Source organism: Pontibacillus chungwhensis BH030062, from assembly GCF_000770675.1.
Taxonomy (GTDB): Bacteria; Bacillota; Bacilli; order Bacillales; family BH030062; genus Pontibacillus; species Pontibacillus chungwhensis.
Genome location: NZ_AVBG01000004.1, coordinates 232,160 through 253,450 on the forward strand (window position 1 = coordinate 232,160; position 21,291 = coordinate 253,450).

The following is a 21,291-nucleotide window of genomic DNA, read 5'->3' on the forward strand; positions in this document are numbered from 1 at the left end:
TATGTTTAAGCTGTTTCATGAAAATGGAACGGCTTTTTGCTATGAAATTTTCGTTAATGGAGCCATTTGCTTCACTTTTGTAATACTCTTTAACCCGTCCTCATTGTAACCTACTACTAATTTCTTCCCATCTGTCAGGATTGGACGTCGTAATAATTTAGGTTCATTCATGACTAAAGAAATAAACTCAGAAACACTTAAATCTTCTACATCTACATTAAGGGACTTATATGTTTTTCCTCTTGTAGCCAGGATCTCATCTATACCTTCTGTCGTTAGGCTTAGGATTTGTAAAAGTTCTTCATAAGTAGGGGTTTCTCTAAAAATATGGCGCTCACTAAAAGGGACCTCTTGATCTTTCAACCAGGCTTTTGTTCTACGACACGACGTGCAGCTTGGGTATGTGTAAAATTTCAAATCACTCATTTGTTAACCTCTCCCTTTTTTCTATTGTTTAGTTATACCTATTGTATAACCGTTGTATAATAATTGTACACTTATTTATCTCAATTATTTTTAAAAAATTTGTACATTTAATTACAAATAGTGGTTTAAGCCCCGGTCTTAAGCCCTTTGTTCTATAATGAACGTAGATAGCATACTAACGGGAGGCGATTTGTATGGATCATACATTAAAAATCACAAATGTATTGGCTGACTCAACACGTTACTCGATCTATCAATACGTTACAAAACTTAACCAACCTGTTTCGGTTACAGATATTGCACAAAACTTTAGCATCCACCCGAACGTGGCCAGATTGCATCTGTCAAAACTTGAGGATGTGCAACTATTGGTTTCAAGAACGAGAAAAACAGGTAAAGGAGGAAGACCAAGTCGTTTATATCAGTTATCTGAACAAGATGTTCATTTACAATTCCCTTACAGAGACTACCACCTTCTAGCACGGATTGCTTTGGAGTCTCTTATGGAGTTAGGGATGGAAGGAGAAAGGACACTCTACTCCACTGGCTTCAAATATGGGAAAGCTATGTTTAAACAAAATTTTGGAAATCAGAATCCTGAAAACTTTTCCGTTGAAGAGAAAATAAAATGGTTACAAGAATCAGCATTTATCATAGGAATGTTCCCGAATTTCGAGTACGTTAAACATGAAGAGACAATCTTTTTTTCACTGTCTAATTGCCCATTCAAGGACTTAGCAAAAGAAAATCCTCAGATTGTCTGTACCTTACATGGTTTCTTTTTAGAAGGGATGATGAGAGCTCTGTTTATGAATATTCAGCTTAAGGAAGTGCATAATATGATGGAAGGATGCGCCACTTGTTCTTATAAAGCTGCGTTATGATAAGGGTTTCATTTCATTTATTTACAATACAGCAAGAGTCGTTTATAATTACCATGATAAGTCACCTTTGGGATAAAGGAGGGGGATTCAATATGGATCGGATGTTTCGCGTTCTCGGTTTTTGGACAGGAATCTTTACGGTTATGTTCTATGTAGGTGAGATGTACGATGCTACAGTTCTGTTCTTGGTGCAAACAGTCTTTTTCGTCACATTGAGTTATTTAAAACTTTCAGAGCGCATGTATATGTACATATTTGGCGCTTATTTAACCATTTTCTTTATCGGTTTCACTTATTATTCTTCGTTCTTATTAGAACCAGGTTTCAGACACTAAAAAAACGGCATCGTTACGATGCCGTTTTTTTAATGCTTATAAGAATGGGTTCATAACCTTTTCTTCACCTACTGTCGTAGCTCCTCCGTGCCCAGGATAAACTGTCGTATCGTCATCAAGGGTCAACAGCTGTTCTTCTATACTCTGCTTTAGAGTATCAAGATCGCCTCCTGGCAAATCAGTACGCCCTATTCCCCCTTGGAATAACGTATCACCAGCAATGACGAAAGAATCGTTTGGGAATACAAACGATACGCTCCCTGGTGAATGCCCAGGTGTATAACGTATTTCAAATGTAAACTCACCAATCTCCATTTCTCCGATTTCAAATTCATGATCCGCTTCACGGGCCGTAATAAGTGGCGTAGCCATTTGGAAAAACTTCGATCCGTTTAATTCAGGTTTTCCTAACCAATCTTTTTCCTCTTTATGTACATACACCGGAATATCAAAGTGATCCCTCACTTCATCCAAGGCTCCAATATGATCAAAATGAGCATGTGTTAATAATATAGCGATCGGTGAAATTTCTCGTCTCTCTATCATCCGAATAAGCTTATCCCCTTCACTTCCGGGATCTATGATAAGCGCTTTCTTTTCATGTTCAATAATATAACAATTCGTTCCTAAAGGCCCTAGTGGCAACTGTTCAACGTTCATGTTCATTCCTCCTGAAAAAGTTTTCATAAACTGCATGTAACATCTCGACAAACACGATAAAGTCGTTTAGAATGTATGAGGAGATAAGCTACGTTACATACTATTATAGTATTAAACAAGCGCGTCGTCTAAGACGATCGATTCGATCAAAGGGGGTTAGGGAATATGGTATTAGCTATTATGTTGCTTGTCGTAACAATTCTATGTGCTCTTGCAGTATTCCGCGAATTAAAAACAAACAATCTATTTGCTGTAGCTTTTGCTGGTATTTCTACTTTGGTTTTTGGATTCTTTTCCATTATGACGATTATTTCTCAGTTCACCTCTTCTGGTGGCGGAGGTCATTAAGCTAAAGGACCTAATACAAAAAACCCTGCTTTTTGCAGGGTTTTTTTATTGGTCAAATTCCATATGTTTAAGCTGCATTCTATTATTATAGAAGTACTTATACATCATAAGCGTAATGTATATCGCGCTTAACGAAACGGAGGAGAAAATACTCAAAGAGATAACAAGTTGATATTTAATAGCCATAATCGGACTTACCCCTCCCAAAATTAAACCAGTCATCATGCCTGGTAATTGTACGAGCCCAATTGTCTTTAACTTATCAACATTTGGAATCAAAGAGGCGCCAAGCGTCCTCTGTATGATGATTTGAGATGCTTGCTTTGGTTCCGCCCCAAGGGACAAAGCAGCAGTTAGTCTTCCCTCATTCTCTTTGAATTCACTTTTTAACCTCTCAAGAGCTAACCCCATTGCAATCATACTGTTTCCGATTACCATACCACTCATCGGGATCACCTCATTAGGTGTAAATTCAATCATATCAAATAATAACCAAAGACCAAGCACACTGACTTCGATCACGATCAATCCTATGAAAATGATACCAAGAACAGATGGCAAGCCTTCTCCTTTCTTCCTAGCATGAAAACTAGCAACTGTAATCATTATAGTGAGCATAAAGGGGATACCAATATAAGCAGGTAGATCGAACAAATACGTAAGTAAATACCCAATAGCAAATAGTTGAATGGTGCCTCGGATAGAAGACCAAATTATACCTTTGCTAAGGCCTAGTTGATAGTAATAGGATAACGTTAAAGGGACAAGTACAAATACAACTAGAAAAAGTAATGATTGATTAGATATCTCTGGTGACATGGAACATTCCTTCCTTGTTTTATGACCTTTTTAAGTCATGAACGCTTGTAGTTCCTCTGTTTTAGGATTCGATAAGAGGTCTGCCAAATTACCTTCTTCCACGATCTCTCCTTCTGAAAGAAAGATTCCACGACTTCCTAAACGCTTGGCTTGGTCTAAATGATGGGTAACCATAATTAAGGTAACCCCTTGTTCAACTGCTAATCCTTCTAGCACTTGTTCTATTTCTTCTGTCGTGTGTTGATCTAATGCACTAGTCGGTTCATCTAACAACAGGACAGAAGGTTTATTAGCCAACGTACGAGCTAATGATACTCGTTGCTGCTCTCCTCCTGAGAGTTGATCCACCGAACGATCGATATAGTCAGCCGGAAGTTGCACATCCTCTAATAATGCCTCGGCTCTTGCATCGTTCCAATCACCATCTAGAGAAGGTCCGTATTTCAGGTTATCTAGTACCGTTCCCGGAAACAAGTTCGGAGCCTGCATAACTAGCCCAACTTGCTTACGAAGCTCGGTTATGGAATAGCTTTGAAGGTCTTTACCTAAGTAATAAATGCTTCCCTTCTCGGGATCGCTCAATCGGTTAAAAAGGTGTAAAAGTGTGCTTTTCCCAGCACCAGAAGGTCCGAATAACATAACATTTTCCCCTCTTTTAATGGAAAAGTTCAAACTATGTAAAGGAGATTTTTTCACATGATCAAACGTAAACAGCTTATCGTGTTCCAATAGCTTTCATCCTCCCACTCCATTCACCAAGTTGTATACTCGCTTTGTTTCCATATTCATAATCTCCTTCAGATGAGAGCAAATTATACAAAACAGCCCGTCTGCTGAACATAACAGTAGATTGAGGCCTATTTTTTTAGTATAACCTCTTGTTGACCCTTTATAAGGTCAGAAGAAAGGAATTGGTATCCCCCCCTTTACTCCAATAGAATTCACATTCTAAGTCATGAAAATTATGACATTCCCACATAGGGAAAGCAACGAATAAGAGTTAGACCCATTCTAACTCAAAGGAGTCGATAAACTGAGTGCACAAATCTCTTTTACACGTTCATAATGATAAGGGAAAGTCGACAATGGTAGCGGGTTAATCCCTTTACCTACTTCAATTGTATATCCCTCTTTTTTATAATCTTGAATAAACCAGTCCTTAAACCCTGCATAACTGTCAATGGTACGTACAGGTTCATATCCGCTTTCTTTATAAAAGGCTTCTACAACATGATATGAATGTTCTGGTTCCAAACCTTGGTACCCCCAGTAGATCACCTCACCTTGAGAATGAAACGCTAATACTCGATTAAAGTTGCAACGTTTTGTTAGTTCAGCCATTGCAATAGCTTCTGGTTCTGTTAACGGACGTTCGCCGGGAAAATCCCTAAAAGACGGAGCTTGTGGCTTTCTTGCTTTCTCAACTTCCCAATTGGCAGGGAACTGATTATTCAAGTCTACCCCTCTAATATTAGCTTTCCATGAAGCAAACGTCTTGTTGACACCATTCATCTTCATTAAGCTATTGTGATTAGCAGGTGCAGCATCAAGTCCATGCATAAATAAGTCGACACCATCTGGATTCACCATTGGAACAAGAGACAAAGTGGTGTTTGTATATAAATCTCTTGCTTTTTTTGAACCAAAGTATTGATCCTTTTCAATCGCTTCCACATATGCTTTCATAACACTCATTAATAGAGCAGTTGTCATCCATTCATTTGCATGAAATGAACCATTCCAATGGATTACATTAGGTCCCTCTCCAATCTTTAATTCATACAACGGCTTGCCTAATACCGATTGTCCGATCGTACTGCATGTAACCTCAGGGGAATAATCCACTACTTGTTTAATATCAGCTTCTAAAACCTTAGAATCATATGGAAATTGAACCATCCTACACTCCTCCTTTTTCTACTATTACTTTATTCAATCGATCCACTAGCATGAATAAGCTAGCGTTAAGAATAATGTTTTTGTTTACTAAGGATTAGAGGTGGGGAAAACACCGCTATCACGCGGTGGAACTTCCACTCTTCCTCGTTCGCTCATAAGAGATTAGGGTTATTACTTGGAATAACTATTAAAAAAAGGTACTCCTGCTAACTGATAACAGAAGTACCTTTTGTGATACATGATTTTTTTAATCCGCTACTGTTCCGTTTTGGAAATCGTAGAAACGGAATAGGTCGCCGTAAACAATCTGATCTGAGTAATCAAGCTCTTGTTGAGCTTTTTTCTGTAATGGTTTACACTGATCGCCTTCTAGTTTTTCACCAGATTCTCGATCATAGCAATGGCCATTAGCGTATAAATACTCTTCTGAAATAAAGCTTCCATCTCTTAATACGACAAATGGATCTACGTCGTCAGTAAAGAGATCTGTACCAAATTCAATATCTCCACCAGAATCAATACCAAGCATGCTTAAAATCGTTGGTTTTACATCCATTTGACCACTAGGCTTAGAGATGACTTCATTGCCTTCATGTCCTGGTATGTGAATGTAGAAAGGTACACGCTGTAGTTGCGTGTGCTCGTATGGTGTAATCTCTTTCCCTAGGAATTGAGCCATCGCATTATTGTGATATTCACTAATTCCATAGTGGTCACCATAGATCACGATAACACTGTTTTCATACTCACCTTCATCCTTTAGCTTCTGGAAAAACTGTTCGATTGATTCGTCCATATAACGCACTGTTGTGAAGTATTGATTTAGAGTTTTGGAACTTGAATCATACTTATCAATGTGTTGGTCTTCCTCAGGTAACTCAAACGGGAAGTGGTTTGTTAGCGTAATGAACTTAGCATAATAAGGTTCTTCTAAATCTTTCAACATATCAACAGACTGACTAAAGAACGCCTTATCGTTTAAGCCCCAACCAATCGTATTTTCAGGGGTCTGGTTATAACTTTGCTCACCTAAAAACTCATCATACCCTAATGAGTCGTACATAACATCGCGGTTCCAGAAACTTTTGTTGTTAGCATGGAAAACAGCAGATGAATATCCCTTCTCACCAATAATCTCAGGCACTGCATTATACTCATTTTGAGAATGAGTGAAGAACACGGCGCCACGGCCAAGTGGATATAAAGAATTTTCTACAACGAACTCTGAGTCAGACGTTTTCCCTTGCTCTGTTTGATGATAGAAGTTTTCAAAATAATAACTATCCTCTATCAGATCATTCAGAAATGGCGTGATTTCCTTGCCGTTAATTTTTTTATTTATAACAAAGCTTTGTAAGGATTCAGCAGAGATATAAATTACATTTTTCCCTTCTGCTATCCCCTCTAGGTCAGATTCTTGATTACTTTTCACTTCATTACTCACATATTCGCGGATATCGCTCATTTCACTTCCATCCGCTAATACGCGCTGTGCTTTGGTTTTGGAGTGAAGAGCCACATCGTAGATATGATAATTAAATACCCCAATATTTTTGACTAAATATTCACGGTCAAACGTGCGTTGAAATAGCATGGGACGTTCAATCTCCGCAAGCACAAAGTTCGTCATTACAAGAGCAATGGCGATCCCAGCTGCTTTGAACTTCATCCCTTTAAATCGTGGTTGATCTTCAACGGCTACTCGTTTACTTAAATAATAAACAATGGCTACGTCCACAAATAATAGCAGGTCGGTTACATAAATTAACCCTAAAATACTTGAGCCTAAATCTCCTACATTATTCGTTTGGAATAATACTGGAATTGTTAAGAAATCAGTAAAAGAACGATAATATATGACATTAAAGTACAGGATAAGCGTCATAACTAATGATAAGTGCTTTGTATACTTTATTTGTCTTACTGGTTTAAGTAATACGACAAATGTAAAGAATAATACAGCTGTTGCAAATGGATTAATCGCCAAGATTATTTCCTGCAAGAAGTTCTCAATGGACAGATCAAAGATAAAACGATAAACAAAATACGTTTTAACACCAAAAAGCAAAGCAGCAACCAAATACAATGGAAGTGACTTTCTTTGCAGCATGTTCCGTTCCTCCGTTCTATAAAATATTCTATTGTTGGATTCACATTTCATTCGAAATATTAACTAATATAACTAATTTCCACTTTCTAAAGTATTCTAAACAACCACTAGTCTATATGACGGTTATGATAACATAAAAGTTTCAACTTTTTTTAACTAATTTTTTACATACAATTTTAACGTTATTCAATACAATAGACGTGTATGCATCATAAACCCCTACACATATAACTAAATTTCTTTACACACTAACAATTCTTTGTAAACACAGTAAAATCCTGTAACAATTTGTTACAGGATCCCATAACTTACCTCAAACTTAAACTCCTTTTAGTGGAGAGCTAAATAAGCTGCTCCAATAACACCAGCGTCGTTGCCAAGAGATGCTATAACGAATTCTACCGCTGCTCCTGTACGCTGTAAAGTATATGTGTCAAACTTTGTGCGTAAAGGATCTAAGAGCTGATCCCCTGCTTTTGAAACACCACCACCGATAACAATCTTAGAAGGATTAATTGCTATAGCCATATTAGAAATAGCTAACCCTAGTACAGTCGTTACGTGATCAAGTACATCTTCCGCTAACTTATCCCCTTCTGCGGCTGCTTCAAATACGTCTTTCGCGGACACTTTGCCGTTTTCATCATAAATTGCTTTTAATGAAGTAGTACGCCCTTTTTCAATGCCATCAATAGCTGATCGTACAATACCTGTAGCAGAAGCTTCCGTTTCAAGACAACCCGTTCTTCCACAATTACAGTTTCTTCCTCCTTCAGCTATTACCGTCATATGACCGAGTTCTGCTACCGTTCCATTTGCACCGTGAAGGAGTTCACCATTAGCTATAATGCCACCTCCGACACCTGTACCTAATGTGTAGGCCAGTAAATTATCTGCCTTGTCACCTGCACCTTTCCAGTACTCTCCTAATGCTGCAAGATTGGCATCATTCTCAATTCGAACATTATATCCCGTAGCTTCCCCTAATAACTTACTTAAAGGAACATCTCGCCACCCGCCAATATTTACAGCTTCATAGACGATTCCTTCTTGCAAACTAATATAACCGGGTGCTCCTACACCAATCCCTTTAAAATCATCAAAAGAAAGCTCTAGCTTTCGTTGCTCATTCGCAATTGATGTGGCAATATCTTGCACCATTTTTTCTGGTCCGCCTTCTGAGACAGTAGGAATTTCCCACTTATGAATAATCTCGCCATTATATGTAACGAAGGCTAATTTGACTGTTGTGCCGCCTATATCAATTCCGATTACGTTTTTTTGTTCCATGTTCTTCACCCTTCACCTCTGGCTTTTTGAACTTTTGAAATTTCTTGACGAAGAAGGAGAATAGCCATTTGAAAATCTTGGTCTGATACAAACTGTGATTTGTATAATTCTCGTAATTCCATCTCCATTAATTCTAAATCAGCTATTCGATCCCCAATATAAATGACAGTTCCAAATTTCATTAATAGTTGTTGAATATCATATATCGATTTCATATCATCACCATTATATATTATAGCAAGCGATCCCTTTAAAAGAAATAATGAATCCTTTATGAATATTCGAACATAAAAAGACCCTAATCTTATCGATCAGGGTCTTGAGGATGTAAAAAGGCAGGACGTCTGTTTTTAAGTGGCATAGGTGAACGTAAAATAACGTCACGAAAAGCACGATAAGAAAATGGTAAAAATGGCCACAGATAGGCAGTCTTAAATGTGTTTAAACTCGTTAAATATAAGATCCATATAGTAGTACCTATTACAAATCCTTTAACTTCAAATAGAGCGGTTACCATTAACAACCCAAGCCGCGTCAAACGGTTAGCTAAGCTAAGTTCATAGCTCGGGGTACAATAAGTTCCAATAACTGCAGCAGCTAAATAGAGGACAACCTCATTAGAGAATAATCCTACTTGTATAGCTACTTGGCCAATTAAAATGGCTGCCACTAATCCTAAAGCAGTAGCCAGGGCCGATGGCGTATGAATGGCTGCCATCCTCAGTGTATCAATTCCGATCTCAGCAATAAGAAATTGAACGATTAGAGGTAAAACTCCGAGCTCAGTAGGCCCAATATACTTAAGTTGTTCTGGCAACAATGAAGCATCAATAGAAAACAAGTAATACAACGGCAATACAAATATAGAAGCGAATACAGCGAAAAAGCGCACAAAACGTAAATAAGCTCCTACAGATGGCTTTTGCCTATATTCCTCAGCATGTTGTAAATGATGCCAGAAAGTAGCTGGGGTAATCATTACACTAGGTGAACCATCAATCATTAATAGAATATGCCCTTCATAAATATGGGCCGCTGCTGTGTCTGGTCTCTCTGTATAACGGATTGTAGGGTAAGGACTCCAGTGCTGTCCACTTAAAAATTCTTCTACTGTTTTTTCTGCCATAGGTAATGCATCGGTATCAATCAATTGAAGGGTCTCTTTTAAATGTTTTACCTTATCCAAATCTGCCACATCTTCTAGATAACATATACAAACATCTGTCTTTGATCGACGACCAATTTGTAAGTACTCCATTCTCAAAGAACGATCGCGCACCCGTCTTCTTGTTAAAGCAGTATTGAATACAATAGTTTCTACATAACCGTCTCGTGAACCTCTAACAACCCGCTCGATATCAGGTTCTTGCGGTCCACGCACCGGGTATGTTCTAGCATCAATCATAATAATTTTATCATCTATGCCTTCTACAAGAAGAGCAGTGGGGCCAGCAAGAACCCAATCAGCTGCTTCGTTTAAGTCCGTTTTGTGATCAAGTTCTACATAAGGAAGATGCGTACGGAGCAATTTCTCAAATGGATTTGGCTCTAATTGCTCTGGTTCAAGTTCTGATAAGACCTTCATTAAATAGTGAAGAATCTCATCTTTCACAAAGCCATCTATCATAAAGAGGGCCATTCGTCGTCCTGCATACTCTAAGTCAAGTTGAATGACGTCAAAGCTCTTATCAACGCCAAGCCTGTCCTTCATATATTGGACATTGTCATCATAATTGTTGTACATTGCCTGCTTTTCCATTTCATCACCATGCTTTATAAAGGTCTAACCTCATTGTTTGCACAAACCTTTATAAGCATACATACAATTACTCTACAAGCTCTGATTGAACATAGGCAAAGAGTAAGTTAAACGTATGTTCCAAAGAGGATACATGCGTTCTCTCAAAAGCATGAGAAGCATCGATCCCTGGACCTATTAACCCATGCTTCACATCTGCTCCAGCACGAATTGCCGCAGAAGCATCTGATCCGTAATAAGGGTAAATATCAATCTCATACCCTATATCATTATGTTCTGCAAGCTGAACCAGATGTTGGCGAAGTCCATAATGATATGGACCCGACGAGTCTTTCGCGCAGATAGACGCGACATATTCTGTTGTGGTTTGCCCATCTCCAATGGCTCCCATATCTACAGCTAAATACTCTACGGTCTCTTCAGGAATACTGGCATTTCCACCGTAGCCAATCTCTTCGTTATTTGAGATATAGAAGTGAGTTGTATATGGCAGAACGACACCCTCTTCCTTCAGCGTGTCAACAAGATGCATTAAAATGGCTACGCTCGCTTTATCATCTAAGTGACGTGACTTCACGAAACCGTTATCTGTTACTTGGAAGCGTGGTTCAAACGAAACAAAGTCCCCTACTTGAACTCCAAGGTCTTTCGTATCTTGCGCATTATGTACCTCAGCGTCTACCCGAACTTCAATATTCTCTTGGTTTCGTTTAGCATCTCCACCATCTTTGTATACGTGGACAGAGGTTTGATGCATCAGTATTGTACCTGAGTAGGTTGCTCCACTAGCCGTATGGATCTCACAATATTCTCCTTCAACACTATTCCAGCGGAACCCACCAATCATAGACAATTTCAGTGTTCCATCAGCCTTTATTTCTTTCACCATAGCACCAAGAGTGTCCACATGAGCAGTTAATAATCGTTGCTGTGTGTTATCTTCTCCTTCTATCGTTGCAATGAGAGCGCCCTTCTTAGTTTTATAAGCAGGCACCTCAAGGTCTTCGAAGTAAGTTGCACAATGATCAATGCATGCTTCAGTGTACCCAGAAGGACTAGGAATGTTAACGAGTTGTTCCAATATAGCCGTGATCGCTTGCGTATGTTTCATAACAATCTCCCCTTTTCATTTTCATAACTTTCTATCTACTATCATACATATGAATGACACAGGATGTCCAAAAGAAAAGGGGACTTGCATAATGAAAAAGATCATATGGATTATACTTATTAGCCACGCAATCGGCTTTTTTGTTGTGTTTCAATGGCTCCAGAAGGATGCTCAAAATGTAGTGAAGTATTTCCCGCTTGATGAGACGGTTTCTTTTGAAGAGACAAGCACCTCTTTAGAAATGCTCTCTGAAAGTGACCAAGATGAATACGAAATCAACTGGACTACAGATTCTAAACTAAAGGAACCCGTATACCTACGACAGGATATTTCACTACTTTATGAGGATGGACGATTAAAAGGGGTACTAGGCAAATGGAAAGAACAGAGCCAGGATCTGTTCCAAGAAGAGAAAGTTCAAGGAGAAGACAGTGGTCATTATCAGGCCATCACGTATCATCACGGAGAGATTCATTACCCTGATGACCGTATTAAAAGTATTCAAGATATGACTCATAGTGAGCTTTATGTTATCGATTCGCCATTAACTCCACTTGAATCATTCACACAGCCGCAGAATCAGCAACAAATCGATTGGAAAGAGACACTCGATCGAGCTACACAGCAACAGTTAGCATACAGATGGAACCAACTTATCACACACTTCTCTATTCCCATTAAACAATATGAACGGATTCCACTTACTTCTTTACCAGACTACAAAACAAAGCCCCTCCCTGGCTTAGACATTGAACAAACCCAACAAGTCATCGGCCAGTTATGGGAGGGACTTTATAAAAACTATATTCTTGATTTCACGGCGTCATCTGATTCTACTAACCAAACAAGTTATGTGCCCCTTATCTTAGCTGATAAGGACGGGAAGCACTTACTTGTATTATATGAGAACCCACGGGGGGAGAAAGAAAAGTTGCTACAATATTATCCTGAGCCTTCTAGCTCATCCAAAAGTTCCTGATAGTCTTCCGCTTCAGGATTGATTTCTATGGCTTTCTGAACGGCATCTATTGCAAGATCTTTTTCCCCTTGCCTGGCATAAAGGACTCCTAGGTTAAAATGAGCTGAATCATTATCTGGGTTTAATGCTACTGCACGCTTTAAATCTGTAATAGCTTGTTTCCCTTGGTTTTGCTGGATGTATCCATAAGAGCGGATGAAGTATAGTACACTGTTCTCGTTGTTGTGTTCCTCTATGGCTTGATTAGCTACATCAAACGCAAGATCAAATTGGCCTGTTTCCTGATAATACGAAGCGAGGACCGTTTGGGTGTGAGGATTGTAATTCTCCTGTCCCCCAATTCCATACCATATGAGGAACCCACCAACGGCTAAAATAGATACAAAGCTCGCTGCTTGTGAAAGCACATTTCGCTTCTTAGGAAAGTGCACAAACGAAGAGGCTAAAAAGCCCCCAACTAAACCACCCAGGTGTGCTCCAATATCAACTTGGGGGATCGCGAAGCTAAATACAATGTTAATAATCAATATGCCAATAATACTACTTCCCATTGTTCTAAAGAATAATTTCTTATAAATCAATCCAAAGAACAAAAGGGCTCCAAAGAGACCGTAAATGGCCCCAGAAGCACCAGCTGCAACGTTTTGAGAGAGTGCGAAGCTTGCAAGACCACCAATAATACCACTTACAAAGTAAATCGCAAAAAAGCGGACACTTCCAAACATCCTCTCAACGGCATTACCCAGGTAATAAAGAGCTAGCATATTTAGCAAAATATGAGCGATCCCGATATGGAGAAACATAGAACTAACTATACGCCACCATTCCCCTTCTACAATAAGTGGGTTGAATTTAGCGCCATATTCAATGAGGGTACTCGTATTCTGACTCCCACCATTTACCTCTAATACAACAAACATCAATATGTTTATGGCAATAAAAAGGTACGTGAGAATTGGTTTGCCACGACTTAACACAGCCTGCTGGTTTTTAATGTTAGTTTCAATGGCTTGGTCAACAGCCCTTCTTAGCTTCGGGACCTGACTCTCCATCTTTTCTTCATCTTCAGGAGGGAAAGGATCTTCTTGGATACTCAAGGAATTATATATATCTTCTAAACTCTGCTCCCTCTCTCGCTGTAAGACGAAATACGTATACATGCGAACATGTTTTTTTGCTTTTATATGTACTGGGTCTCTTTCCCAATCGTCAACAGGTGGGAATTGAGAAATATAAATCGAATGCACGTTAATTTCTCGGCCTATTAGTGTTTTCGTTAGATGTTTTACTTTTTCAGCTACTACATCCTGGTCCCGCTGTAGGTGGTTTGACCAGTCAAATGTTTGTTGCTTAAGTCGAATAACATCTGTACTCTTGCCTTTATTCTTCTCAAGCCACACTTCTCGATGTTCTCGGTCAATATGGATTACTTCAAAATCATGACTAGATATGAAGTTGAAGGTCATTTTCCAAAAGTAATAAATATCCTCTAAATACATAAGACTCTCCCCTTTCCTTCATCTTACCAAATCCACGGCCATTCGTGAAAAAAGATACTAAAAAACGTTCAGCCGGAACTACGACTGAACGTTTTTTTAAAGGATTGATCGTCCTAAGACTTGTGGTAAGATCTTTTCTCTTAGATAAGGCATCCGCATACTCACACGAACGACAAGTTTTCTTAATAAATCATACGCTAATACGCCATTTAATATGCGATACTTATATCGATTCAACGCATATATTCCAACTATTAAGAAGAATAACCACAGGATCACTCTCATCTTAACCCACCTATCCCTAATTGATAGGTTTAGTATGTGAAAGCACGAGAATTTTATTCTTCGTTATATTTCTCGAGAACTGGGTTTAACGTCTCTCGTAATACCTTTGCAGAATTCGCAAATTGAGCTTCTTCTAATTCATCTAATTCAATCTCAAGAATTTCTCTCACTCCAGAACGATTTACAATAGCCGGAACACCAATGTAAACGTCCTTCTCATCATATTCACCGCTCAAATAGGCTGATACTGTCAGTATGGAGTTTTCATTATGAAGAATAGCTTTCGTTAGCCTGACAAGTCCCATCGCAATGCCGTAATAGGTAGCACCTTTTCGTTGTATAATATGGTAAGCTGCATCACGAACCCCTTCAAACAATGGACCTAAATCTCGCTCACTATATTTCTCTGGATTATCCTTAATTCGGTCATAAATAGAACGTCCACCAATGTTCGCATGACTCCAAGCTGGAAGTTCAGAGTCTCCATGTTCTCCCATTATGTAGGCATGAACATTACGTGAATCAACGTTAAAGTATTCTCCTAAAGAATAACGAAGACGAGCTGTATCTAAAATCGTTCCAGACCCGATCACTCGATGTTTAGGTAAGCCAGAGAACTTCCAGGTCATATAAGTTAGAATGTCGACTGGGTTTGTTGCCACGAGGAAGATTCCGTCAAATCCTGATCCCATAACTTGGTCTACGATTGATTTGAAGATCGCAGAGTTTTTCTCCACAAGATCTAGCCTTGTCTCTCCAGGCTTTTGGTTGGCACCTGCTGTTATAACGACAAGGTCAGCAGCAGCACAGTCACTATAATCGCCATACCAGATCTTTGTATAGGATGGAGCAAAAGCCAGACCGTGATTCAGGTCCATCGCATCGCCTTCTGATTTTTCTTTATTCACATCAATTAAGACAAGCTCGTCCCCCACACCTTGGTTCAATAGAGCAAAAGCATAACTTGATCCTACAAATCCTGTTCCAATTAATGCAATACGATTAACTCTTTCCATCTCCATCATCCCTTCTTCAAATGAAATCTTTTCCTTTTCCCTATTTACATTGTACATGACTGTAAAAGTTCCAGAAACGATAGATAACGCTTACATTGTTAAGATATTGTTACAAAACTTCTAAATTCTTTATAACCGGAATCCTTTTTCAGTAACAATATGGTTTACAGGAACATCATATTCCTCAAATGGTACACTTTCTACTAGCTGAGCCTCTGTTGCTAAAGCTACTGTTTGATTGGCATATGTAGCCAGGTAGCGATCATAATAACCTCCTCCATATCCAATGCGATATCCATTTAAATCAAAGATGAGTCCAGGGACAAGCATAAGGTCGATGGAGTTAGGTTCATAGACCGGACATAAAGTGGGAACAGGTTCTTGTAAACCAAAATAGACCGTCTCTAATTGATCGAATGATGAAAGTTCGTGAAAATCTAAATGACTCTCTTTCGGTGTACACTTTGGAACGACCACCTTTTTCCCTTCTTGCCAAGCCAACTCAATAATAGGTGCTGTCTCAACCTCATGTGCTTGAGCGATGGTACAACCAATTGTAGAAGCCTTTTCCCATAATTGACTGTTTAGAAGAGCCAAATAGATTTCTTGCTCCTTTTCCTTTTTCTCTTCTTCGCTCATTTTCTTTAACACTTCTTTTCCATATGTACGTAGCTCTAACTTTGTCTTCATCTTTACACCTCTTTCGTTACTATTTTTTATCATTATTCTCATTAATCGATATAAGAGTGCTTATTTGGAATAGATTAAAACCGACAACAAACGTTAGGATTGTTGAATACTTGAAGTTAAGAGTGTGGGGCCGTTACGTTTATTTAGTGCTAGGGGTGTCTGGGGATTTCACGAACCACCTTATACTCAATTTGAGCAAACGGAAGCATTCTCTCAACTCCAAGTCTTCCACATAAGGGGGCATATATGAAACAAGTAAATAAACACTAACAAAGCCTAAATAAAAAACGATAAAAAAAACAGTAGGAGCTAATCCTACTGTTTACTTCGTTTCACGATGAAGAGTGTGTTTCTTCAAACGTGGGCAATATTTCTTAAGTTCTAAGCGTTCAGGGTTTGTACGCTTGTTTTTTGTGCTAATATAGTTGCGGTCACCAGTTTCAGTGCAAGCAAGTGTAATGTTTACACGCATCGTTTATCCCTCCAAATACCATTCTTTACTCTGTTTAATGTATTTACATACTTTATCAGACTTATTAATAGTATCAAATCATCGTTATTCTTTCAAGGTTGTTTTACTCTTTTATTCGAATAGAGGCTATTTTTTTGTCTATATCCTCAAGAGATCAAAAGAACCTAAAATCATTGTAAAACGAGTATAAGGTCGGTTTTCTGTAGTGTTTTTGTATGATATAACTAATATTGAAATGAAATGAGGTGAAGAAATGATTTACATGTTTTTAACGCTATTTTCTGTAGCACTTGTTCTGTACATCCTCTCTTTCTTTACGAAGAGTCGAATACAAGATTTAGAAGAGCAAATAGAAGAGATTTCCTTAAACACAATTCAGGAAACCTACCAACTCAAGAAGAAAATGAAGGTTCTTGAAGAAGAACTTCTTATTGAAGAAGAACCAGGACCATTATATAAAGAGTCCACTTCTAAACCTTCTCGTGAGTCTGAGCAAGGTTCAATGGGAACTAGAGTACTAGAACTCTACCAAGAAGGCTTTACAACAAAACAAATAGCTGAGAAGACGTCTATGAAGGAACATGATATCTTCGTTACGTTGCGTCAGTATTCAACCGAGAAACAGCGAGGTGTGAATTCATGAAACACACACTAAGAGCCTTTGCGCTTGGACTTTTAACCGCTACTTCTTTACTTGCATTCGCCTATTCCCAACAGGGTGTAAATGAGGCGAAAGCGACAGATCCATCAAAAGCTGAAGCAAAGGCCTTGTTAGAAGAAAAAGGATATGTAGTGGTAACGGAGAATAAATGGACCAAATTAAACGAAGCTTCTTCTGGAAAAGAAACGAACTCAAACACACAAAAAGAACAAGCTGAGAAAGAAGCAACTAAAAATACCGCATCCGAACCATCCAATGTGAAAGCTTACAAATTGTCTATTCAAGAAGGGATGGTACCTGAGGATATTAGTCAGGCATTAGCAGAAAATAATATCATTGAGGACGCGGAAGCATTTAGACAATACTTAACAGAAAATGAATTCAGTCGTTACATACAGATTGGTGAGTATACTGTTGTTAACCAAATGTCATTTTTAGAAATCGCAAAAATTATCACACGCTAACGTCTTATTTGAGCATTGAATTGCATGGCAATTTGATGCTCTTTTTTATTTGATTGCAGCAAGACATTACTTGGTGACCCTTCACCTTTTATAGAGACATAAGTGAACCCCATATTCTTTATTAACGCAAACGGAAGCATCCATTCTATTTGATCTTAGAGAACTTGGCTGGTACTTACCTTAGTCGAGCTTTTCCCTTTCACTTGCTTCAGGGTAGCTACTATAAGAAAGCTTACAATCACTAGCAATAGCCACGAACTCACTTTGCCTAGATGGACTAGACTCCAGGCTTCTGTTTGATTAGGGTACTCCCAAGCACCGAAAAATGTTGCGATATTCTCAGCTATCCAAATAAAAAAACCAATCAGTATAAAGGAAAATGCGATAGGCATTCTGTATCTGCTTCCATTAATAGAGTATGTAACCCAGGATTTCCAAAATATAAAGATTACTAGAGCAGATAACCACCAGCGGATATCAATCCAATAATGGTGCGTGAAGAAATTCAAGTAAATGGCAGTTGCAACAGGTACAACCAGCCACAGGGGTGGCCATTTAACCAAATGAACATTTAATCTCCTCCATGCCTGACAAAGATAACTGGCTACACTTGCATACATAAAACCACTATAAAGAGGTACGCCCAGGACCTTAGAATACCCCTCCTCTGGGTAAGACCAAGATCCCATATGCACTTTAAACAGTTCTAGAGCTAAACCAATAAGGTGAAATAATGTAATCACCTTTAATTCATCTAATGTTTCTAGTCCAGCACGGACCATCCACCATTGCATGAAAAGAAATATAATAAGAAGCCAGTCATACCTTGGCAAGAAGGGGAGCGAAACGACTTGTGTTATTGCCAATGAAGCAAAAATAACGACTGGGAACAAACAAGATAAGGCTTGTTCCCACCCAAAGCGAATCAATTGCTTTAGAACTCTCATATTTTGCCCTCCAACGATTGAATAAATTATGAAGCAAGAGTAACAAATTAACTGCCCTCAGTTTAACGTACGATTCTTGCTCACCTAATTATATGCCGTGATTTATTGATTTACAATAAAAAATGCATGTGATTCAATTACTCCACTGTCCCATTATCAGGTTATGACTCATATAGCCACTGTCACAAACAATCACATCGCTTTGAACAAAAAAGAGGCGGAATCACATTTGATTCCGCCTCTTTTTCATCTTATTCATTTAAGTCGAACGTTTGCCCTTTGACCAGGTAGAAGATATACTCCCCAATATTCGTAATATGATCAGCAAAGCGTTCAATATATCGTGCTACATACGCCATTTGCATAATATGCTGGATCTTTTGTGGGTTTGTAGCTGTTAGCTCTAGCATTTCACGTGTAATTTGTCCGTACATTTCATCCACTTTATCATCCATCTCAGCTAATACTCTAGCTAGTGAAATGTCTTCACTCTCAAAAGCTTTCGTAGCGGTATCGACCATTTCCTTAGCTACGCCAAACATATCACGTAAAGCAGGAGGAATAGAAATATCGTGTGCCTCTCCCAAGTGGATCGCACTTTTACTAACATTTACTGCATGGTCCGCCATACGTTCAAGATCAGCTGAAATCTTGATTGCCACTATCATTCTGCGTAGATCCGTTGCGACAGGTTGCTGTTTCGCAATTAACAAAATGGCCTGCTCATTGATTTCGAGCTCTTTTCGATCAAGCTGATCATCTTGTTCGATAATCTTTTTCGCTTTATCAATATCTTGATTGTATAAAGCATCTAACGCTTCTTCAAACGCATTAACCGTTTCTACAGCTAATTTTTTAATACTAAATTTAAGCTGATCCATATCTTCATGAAACTGACCTCTAATCATACCCAATACCCCTTTCCATCCCTGAAATAAACCATTGTCTTAACCGAATCGACCTGTAATATAATCTTCTGTACGCTTATCAGAAGGAGTAGAGAATAGCGTGTTTGTATCTGTATATTCTACAAGTTCTCCGCTTAAGAAGAAAGCCGTTTTATCAGAAATACGAGCCGCTTGTTGCATGTTGTGTGTAACAATAACGATACTATAGTCCTTCTTCAGCTCTTGAATTAACTCTTCTACTTTTAGTGTAGAGATTGGATCAAGGGCAGATGTAGGCTCGTCCATAAGAATGACATCTGGTTCGATAGCTAGACAACGAGCAATACATACACGTTGCTGCTGTCCGCCAGATAATCCATACGCATTTTCATGAAGACGGTCTTTAACCTCATCCCAAAGTGCTGCACCTTTTAAACTTTTTTCAACAATTTGATCTAACGTCTTTTTATCTTTAATTCCATGAATTTTTGGTCCGTATACAATGTTTTCATAAATCGATTTAGGGAATGGATTAGGCTTCTGGAAAACCATCCCTACTTTTGTGCGTAAGTCTTCCACTAAATAGTTCTTATCAAAGATATTCTTACCTCGGTATTCAATTTCTCCTGAGGTTTTCACGACAGGAACCGTCTCTACCATACGGTTGAGTGTTTTAACGTATGTGGATTTACCACAACCTGAAGGTCCGATGATAGCCGTAACATCATTTTCTTTAATATCCATATTTATATCATAAAGGGCTTGATTGTCCCCGTACCATAAGTTTAAGTCTTTCACATTAAATACTGAACTTTTTGTATCTGCCATAATGACAAATCCTCCTTCAATAATCCGTTGACTCTAAAAAGATTTATAAACGCTTCGAGAATTTATTGCGAATAAATACAGCAATTGAGTTTAGTAGTAATAATATCACAAGTAGAACGATAATTCCTGCTGAAGCCACATATTCAAATTCAGGCTGTGGAGCTTTTGTCCAGCTATAAATTTGAATTGGCATCGCTGTATAAGGATCAAAAATTCCGCTTGGAAGTGTGAAGATCGCCGTAGCTGCTCCTACAAGTAATAACGGAGCTGTTTCACCAATAGCACGAGAAAGTGCAAGGATACCACCAGTTAAAATACCAGGAATCGCTGCAGGAAGAACAATTCGTCTTACCGTTTGCCATTTCGTAGCTCCCATTCCATATGAAGCTTCACGCAATTCATTCGGGACAGAACGGATTGATTCTTGTGCGGCTACTACAATAACCGGAAGTACTAGCAGGCCTAATGTAAGACCACCAGCTAGAACAATTTCACCTGTTTTGAAAATATAAACGAAAATAGTAAGACCTAATAAACCGAACACAATTGATGGTACACCGGCAAGGTTTTGCAAGTTGATTTGGATGAAACGTGTAAATCTCCCTCGTTTAGCGTATTCCTCCAAATAAATTGCAGTGGCTACACCGATAATCAACGTCACAGGTGCTGTAACAGACATAAGCCAAAGAGAGCCAATAACACCCGCTTTAATACCAGCGCGGTCTGGACTTTGCGAAGTGAATCCCGTTAAGAAATCCATATCTAAGCTACCGAGTCCTTGAGTCAATATCCGATATGCTAGAGCGCCTAAGAATAATAAACCAATAATCGTAGCGATGAAAAAGATCACTTTTGCAATCTTGTTCTTTAAGATACGACCACTCATTTTATTAGACACTGTGTCTTTATTTATCAAAGCCAT

The 21,291-nt window shown here is 38.6% G+C and carries 25 protein-coding genes; 6 read left to right on the top strand and 19 right to left on the bottom strand.

From position 1 onward, the window contains the following. Positions 1–39: 39 nt before the first annotated feature. Positions 40–426, bottom strand: coding sequence for a transcriptional regulator MgsR (gene mgsR, locus N780_RS07890; protein ID WP_036782112.1), 387 nt, complete (start codon positions 424–426; stop codon positions 40–42). Positions 427–620: 194 nt separating this feature from the next. Between mgsR and N780_RS07895 the strand changes: the two genes are divergently transcribed. Continuing rightward, positions 621–1,310, top strand: a complete 690-nt coding sequence (locus N780_RS07895; protein WP_036782114.1) for a helix-turn-helix transcriptional regulator — start codon at positions 621–623, stop codon at positions 1,308–1,310. A 92-nt stretch (positions 1,311–1,402) separates the two neighbouring features. Beyond that, on the top strand, positions 1,403–1,645 hold the full coding sequence (locus N780_RS07900) for a DUF2626 domain-containing protein (protein ID WP_036782116.1): 243 nt from the start codon (positions 1,403–1,405) through the stop codon (positions 1,643–1,645). Between the two features lie 36 nt (positions 1,646–1,681). On the opposite strand, the gene N780_RS07905 is transcribed toward N780_RS07900, so the two are convergent. Next, positions 1,682–2,305 carry an MBL fold metallo-hydrolase gene (locus N780_RS07905; protein ID WP_036782118.1) on the bottom strand — a complete coding sequence of 208 codons (624 nt, stop codon included), beginning with the start codon at positions 2,303–2,305 and terminating at the stop codon, positions 1,682–1,684. A gap of 165 nt (positions 2,306–2,470) precedes the next feature. On the opposite strand from N780_RS07905, the gene N780_RS07910 reads away from it, so the two are divergent. Further along, complete coding sequence (locus N780_RS07910) at positions 2,471–2,653, top strand: DUF2759 domain-containing protein (protein WP_036782120.1); 183 nt, start codon at positions 2,471–2,473, stop codon at positions 2,651–2,653. Between the two features lie 45 nt (positions 2,654–2,698). Here the strand turns inward: N780_RS07910 and N780_RS07915 are convergent, their stop codons facing one another. The 8 genes from N780_RS07915 to N780_RS07950 form a co-directional block, all read right to left on the bottom strand. Continuing rightward, on the bottom strand, positions 2,699–3,472 hold the full coding sequence (locus N780_RS07915) for an ABC transporter permease (RefSeq protein ID WP_052114951.1): 774 nt from the start codon (positions 3,470–3,472) through the stop codon (positions 2,699–2,701). Positions 3,473–3,502: 30 nt separating this feature from the next. After that, complete coding sequence (locus N780_RS07920; protein WP_036782122.1) at positions 3,503–4,201, bottom strand: ABC transporter ATP-binding protein; 699 nt, start codon at positions 4,199–4,201, stop codon at positions 3,503–3,505. 282 nt (positions 4,202–4,483) lie between these two features. Continuing rightward, positions 4,484–5,371, bottom strand: a complete 888-nt coding sequence (locus N780_RS07925) for a M14 family metallopeptidase (protein ID WP_052114952.1) — start codon at positions 5,369–5,371, stop codon at positions 4,484–4,486. A gap of 247 nt (positions 5,372–5,618) precedes the next feature. Further along, positions 5,619–7,481, bottom strand: a complete 1,863-nt coding sequence (locus tag N780_RS07930; RefSeq protein WP_036782124.1) for an LTA synthase family protein — start codon at positions 7,479–7,481, stop codon at positions 5,619–5,621. Between the two features lie 330 nt (positions 7,482–7,811). Then, positions 7,812–8,771 (bottom strand): ROK family glucokinase, encoded by a 960-nt coding sequence (locus N780_RS07935; RefSeq protein WP_036782126.1) that lies wholly within the window; start codon positions 8,769–8,771, stop codon positions 7,812–7,814. Positions 8,772–8,776: 5 nt separating this feature from the next. Continuing rightward, entirely contained in the window at positions 8,777–8,986 is a 210-nt protein-coding gene (locus N780_RS07940) for a YqgQ family protein (protein ID WP_036782128.1), read from the bottom strand. Between the two features lie 89 nt (positions 8,987–9,075). Continuing rightward, on the bottom strand, positions 9,076–10,530 hold the full coding sequence (locus N780_RS07945) for a spore germination protein (protein WP_036782130.1): 1,455 nt from the start codon (positions 10,528–10,530) through the stop codon (positions 9,076–9,078). Between the two features lie 67 nt (positions 10,531–10,597). Beyond that, entirely contained in the window at positions 10,598–11,641 is a 1,044-nt protein-coding gene (locus N780_RS07950; RefSeq protein WP_036782132.1) for a M42 family metallopeptidase, read from the bottom strand. A 91-nt stretch (positions 11,642–11,732) separates the two neighbouring features. On the opposite strand from N780_RS07950, the gene N780_RS07955 reads away from it, so the two are divergent. Continuing rightward, entirely contained in the window at positions 11,733–12,620 is an 888-nt protein-coding gene (locus N780_RS07955) for a hypothetical protein (protein WP_036782134.1), read from the top strand. Here the strand turns inward: N780_RS07955 and N780_RS07960 are convergent. The 5 genes from N780_RS07960 to rpmG all read right to left on the bottom strand — a co-directional run bounded on the left by N780_RS07960 (position 12,584) and on the right by rpmG (position 16,582). Next, positions 12,584–14,119, bottom strand: coding sequence for a rhomboid family intramembrane serine protease (locus N780_RS07960; RefSeq protein ID WP_036782136.1), 1,536 nt, complete (start codon positions 14,117–14,119; stop codon positions 12,584–12,586). The genes N780_RS07955 and N780_RS07960 overlap by 37 nt on opposite strands. A gap of 96 nt (positions 14,120–14,215) precedes the next feature. Continuing rightward, positions 14,216–14,404, bottom strand: a complete 189-nt coding sequence (gene yqgO / locus N780_RS07965; protein WP_036782138.1) for a protein YqgO — start codon at positions 14,402–14,404, stop codon at positions 14,216–14,218. Positions 14,405–14,457: 53 nt separating this feature from the next. Then, on the bottom strand, positions 14,458–15,420 hold the full coding sequence (locus N780_RS07970) for an L-lactate dehydrogenase (RefSeq protein ID WP_036782227.1): 963 nt from the start codon (positions 15,418–15,420) through the stop codon (positions 14,458–14,460). 129 nt (positions 15,421–15,549) lie between these two features. Then, on the bottom strand, positions 15,550–16,110 hold the full coding sequence (locus N780_RS07975) for a 5-formyltetrahydrofolate cyclo-ligase (RefSeq protein ID WP_036782140.1): 561 nt from the start codon (positions 16,108–16,110) through the stop codon (positions 15,550–15,552). A 322-nt stretch (positions 16,111–16,432) separates the two neighbouring features. After that, the gene (gene rpmG / locus N780_RS07980; RefSeq protein WP_036782142.1) at positions 16,433–16,582 is read right to left on the bottom strand and encodes a 50S ribosomal protein L33; all 150 of its coding nucleotides are present in this window, start codon (positions 16,580–16,582) and stop codon (positions 16,433–16,435) included. A gap of 253 nt (positions 16,583–16,835) precedes the next feature. Here rpmG and N780_RS07985 point away from each other — a divergent pair, with 253 nt between their 5' ends. Then, positions 16,836–17,225: a hypothetical protein gene (locus N780_RS07985; RefSeq protein WP_036782144.1), complete on the top strand. Its 390-nt coding sequence runs from the start codon at positions 16,836–16,838 to the stop codon at positions 17,223–17,225. Next, complete coding sequence (locus N780_RS20160; RefSeq protein WP_052114953.1) at positions 17,222–17,707, top strand: MltG/YceG/YrrL family protein; 486 nt, start codon at positions 17,222–17,224, stop codon at positions 17,705–17,707. The genes N780_RS07985 and N780_RS20160 overlap by 4 nt, the downstream gene beginning before the upstream one ends. A 155-nt stretch (positions 17,708–17,862) precedes the next feature. Here N780_RS20160 and N780_RS07995 read toward each other — a convergent pair whose 3' ends face one another. The 4 genes from N780_RS07995 to pstA form a co-directional block, all read right to left on the bottom strand. After that, positions 17,863–18,654, bottom strand: a complete 792-nt coding sequence (locus tag N780_RS07995) for a DUF817 domain-containing protein (RefSeq protein WP_036782146.1) — start codon at positions 18,652–18,654, stop codon at positions 17,863–17,865. Between the two features lie 251 nt (positions 18,655–18,905). Then, on the bottom strand, positions 18,906–19,562 hold the full coding sequence (gene phoU, locus N780_RS08000) for a phosphate signaling complex protein PhoU (RefSeq protein ID WP_036782148.1): 657 nt from the start codon (positions 19,560–19,562) through the stop codon (positions 18,906–18,908). A gap of 39 nt (positions 19,563–19,601) precedes the next feature. Then, positions 19,602–20,369 carry a phosphate ABC transporter ATP-binding protein PstB gene (gene pstB / locus N780_RS08005; RefSeq protein WP_036782149.1) on the bottom strand — a complete coding sequence of 256 codons (768 nt, stop codon included), beginning with the start codon at positions 20,367–20,369 and terminating at the stop codon, positions 19,602–19,604. 43 nt (positions 20,370–20,412) lie between these two features. After that, positions 20,413–21,291: a phosphate ABC transporter permease PstA gene (gene pstA / locus N780_RS08010; RefSeq protein ID WP_036782150.1), complete on the bottom strand. Its 879-nt coding sequence runs from the start codon at positions 21,289–21,291 to the stop codon at positions 20,413–20,415.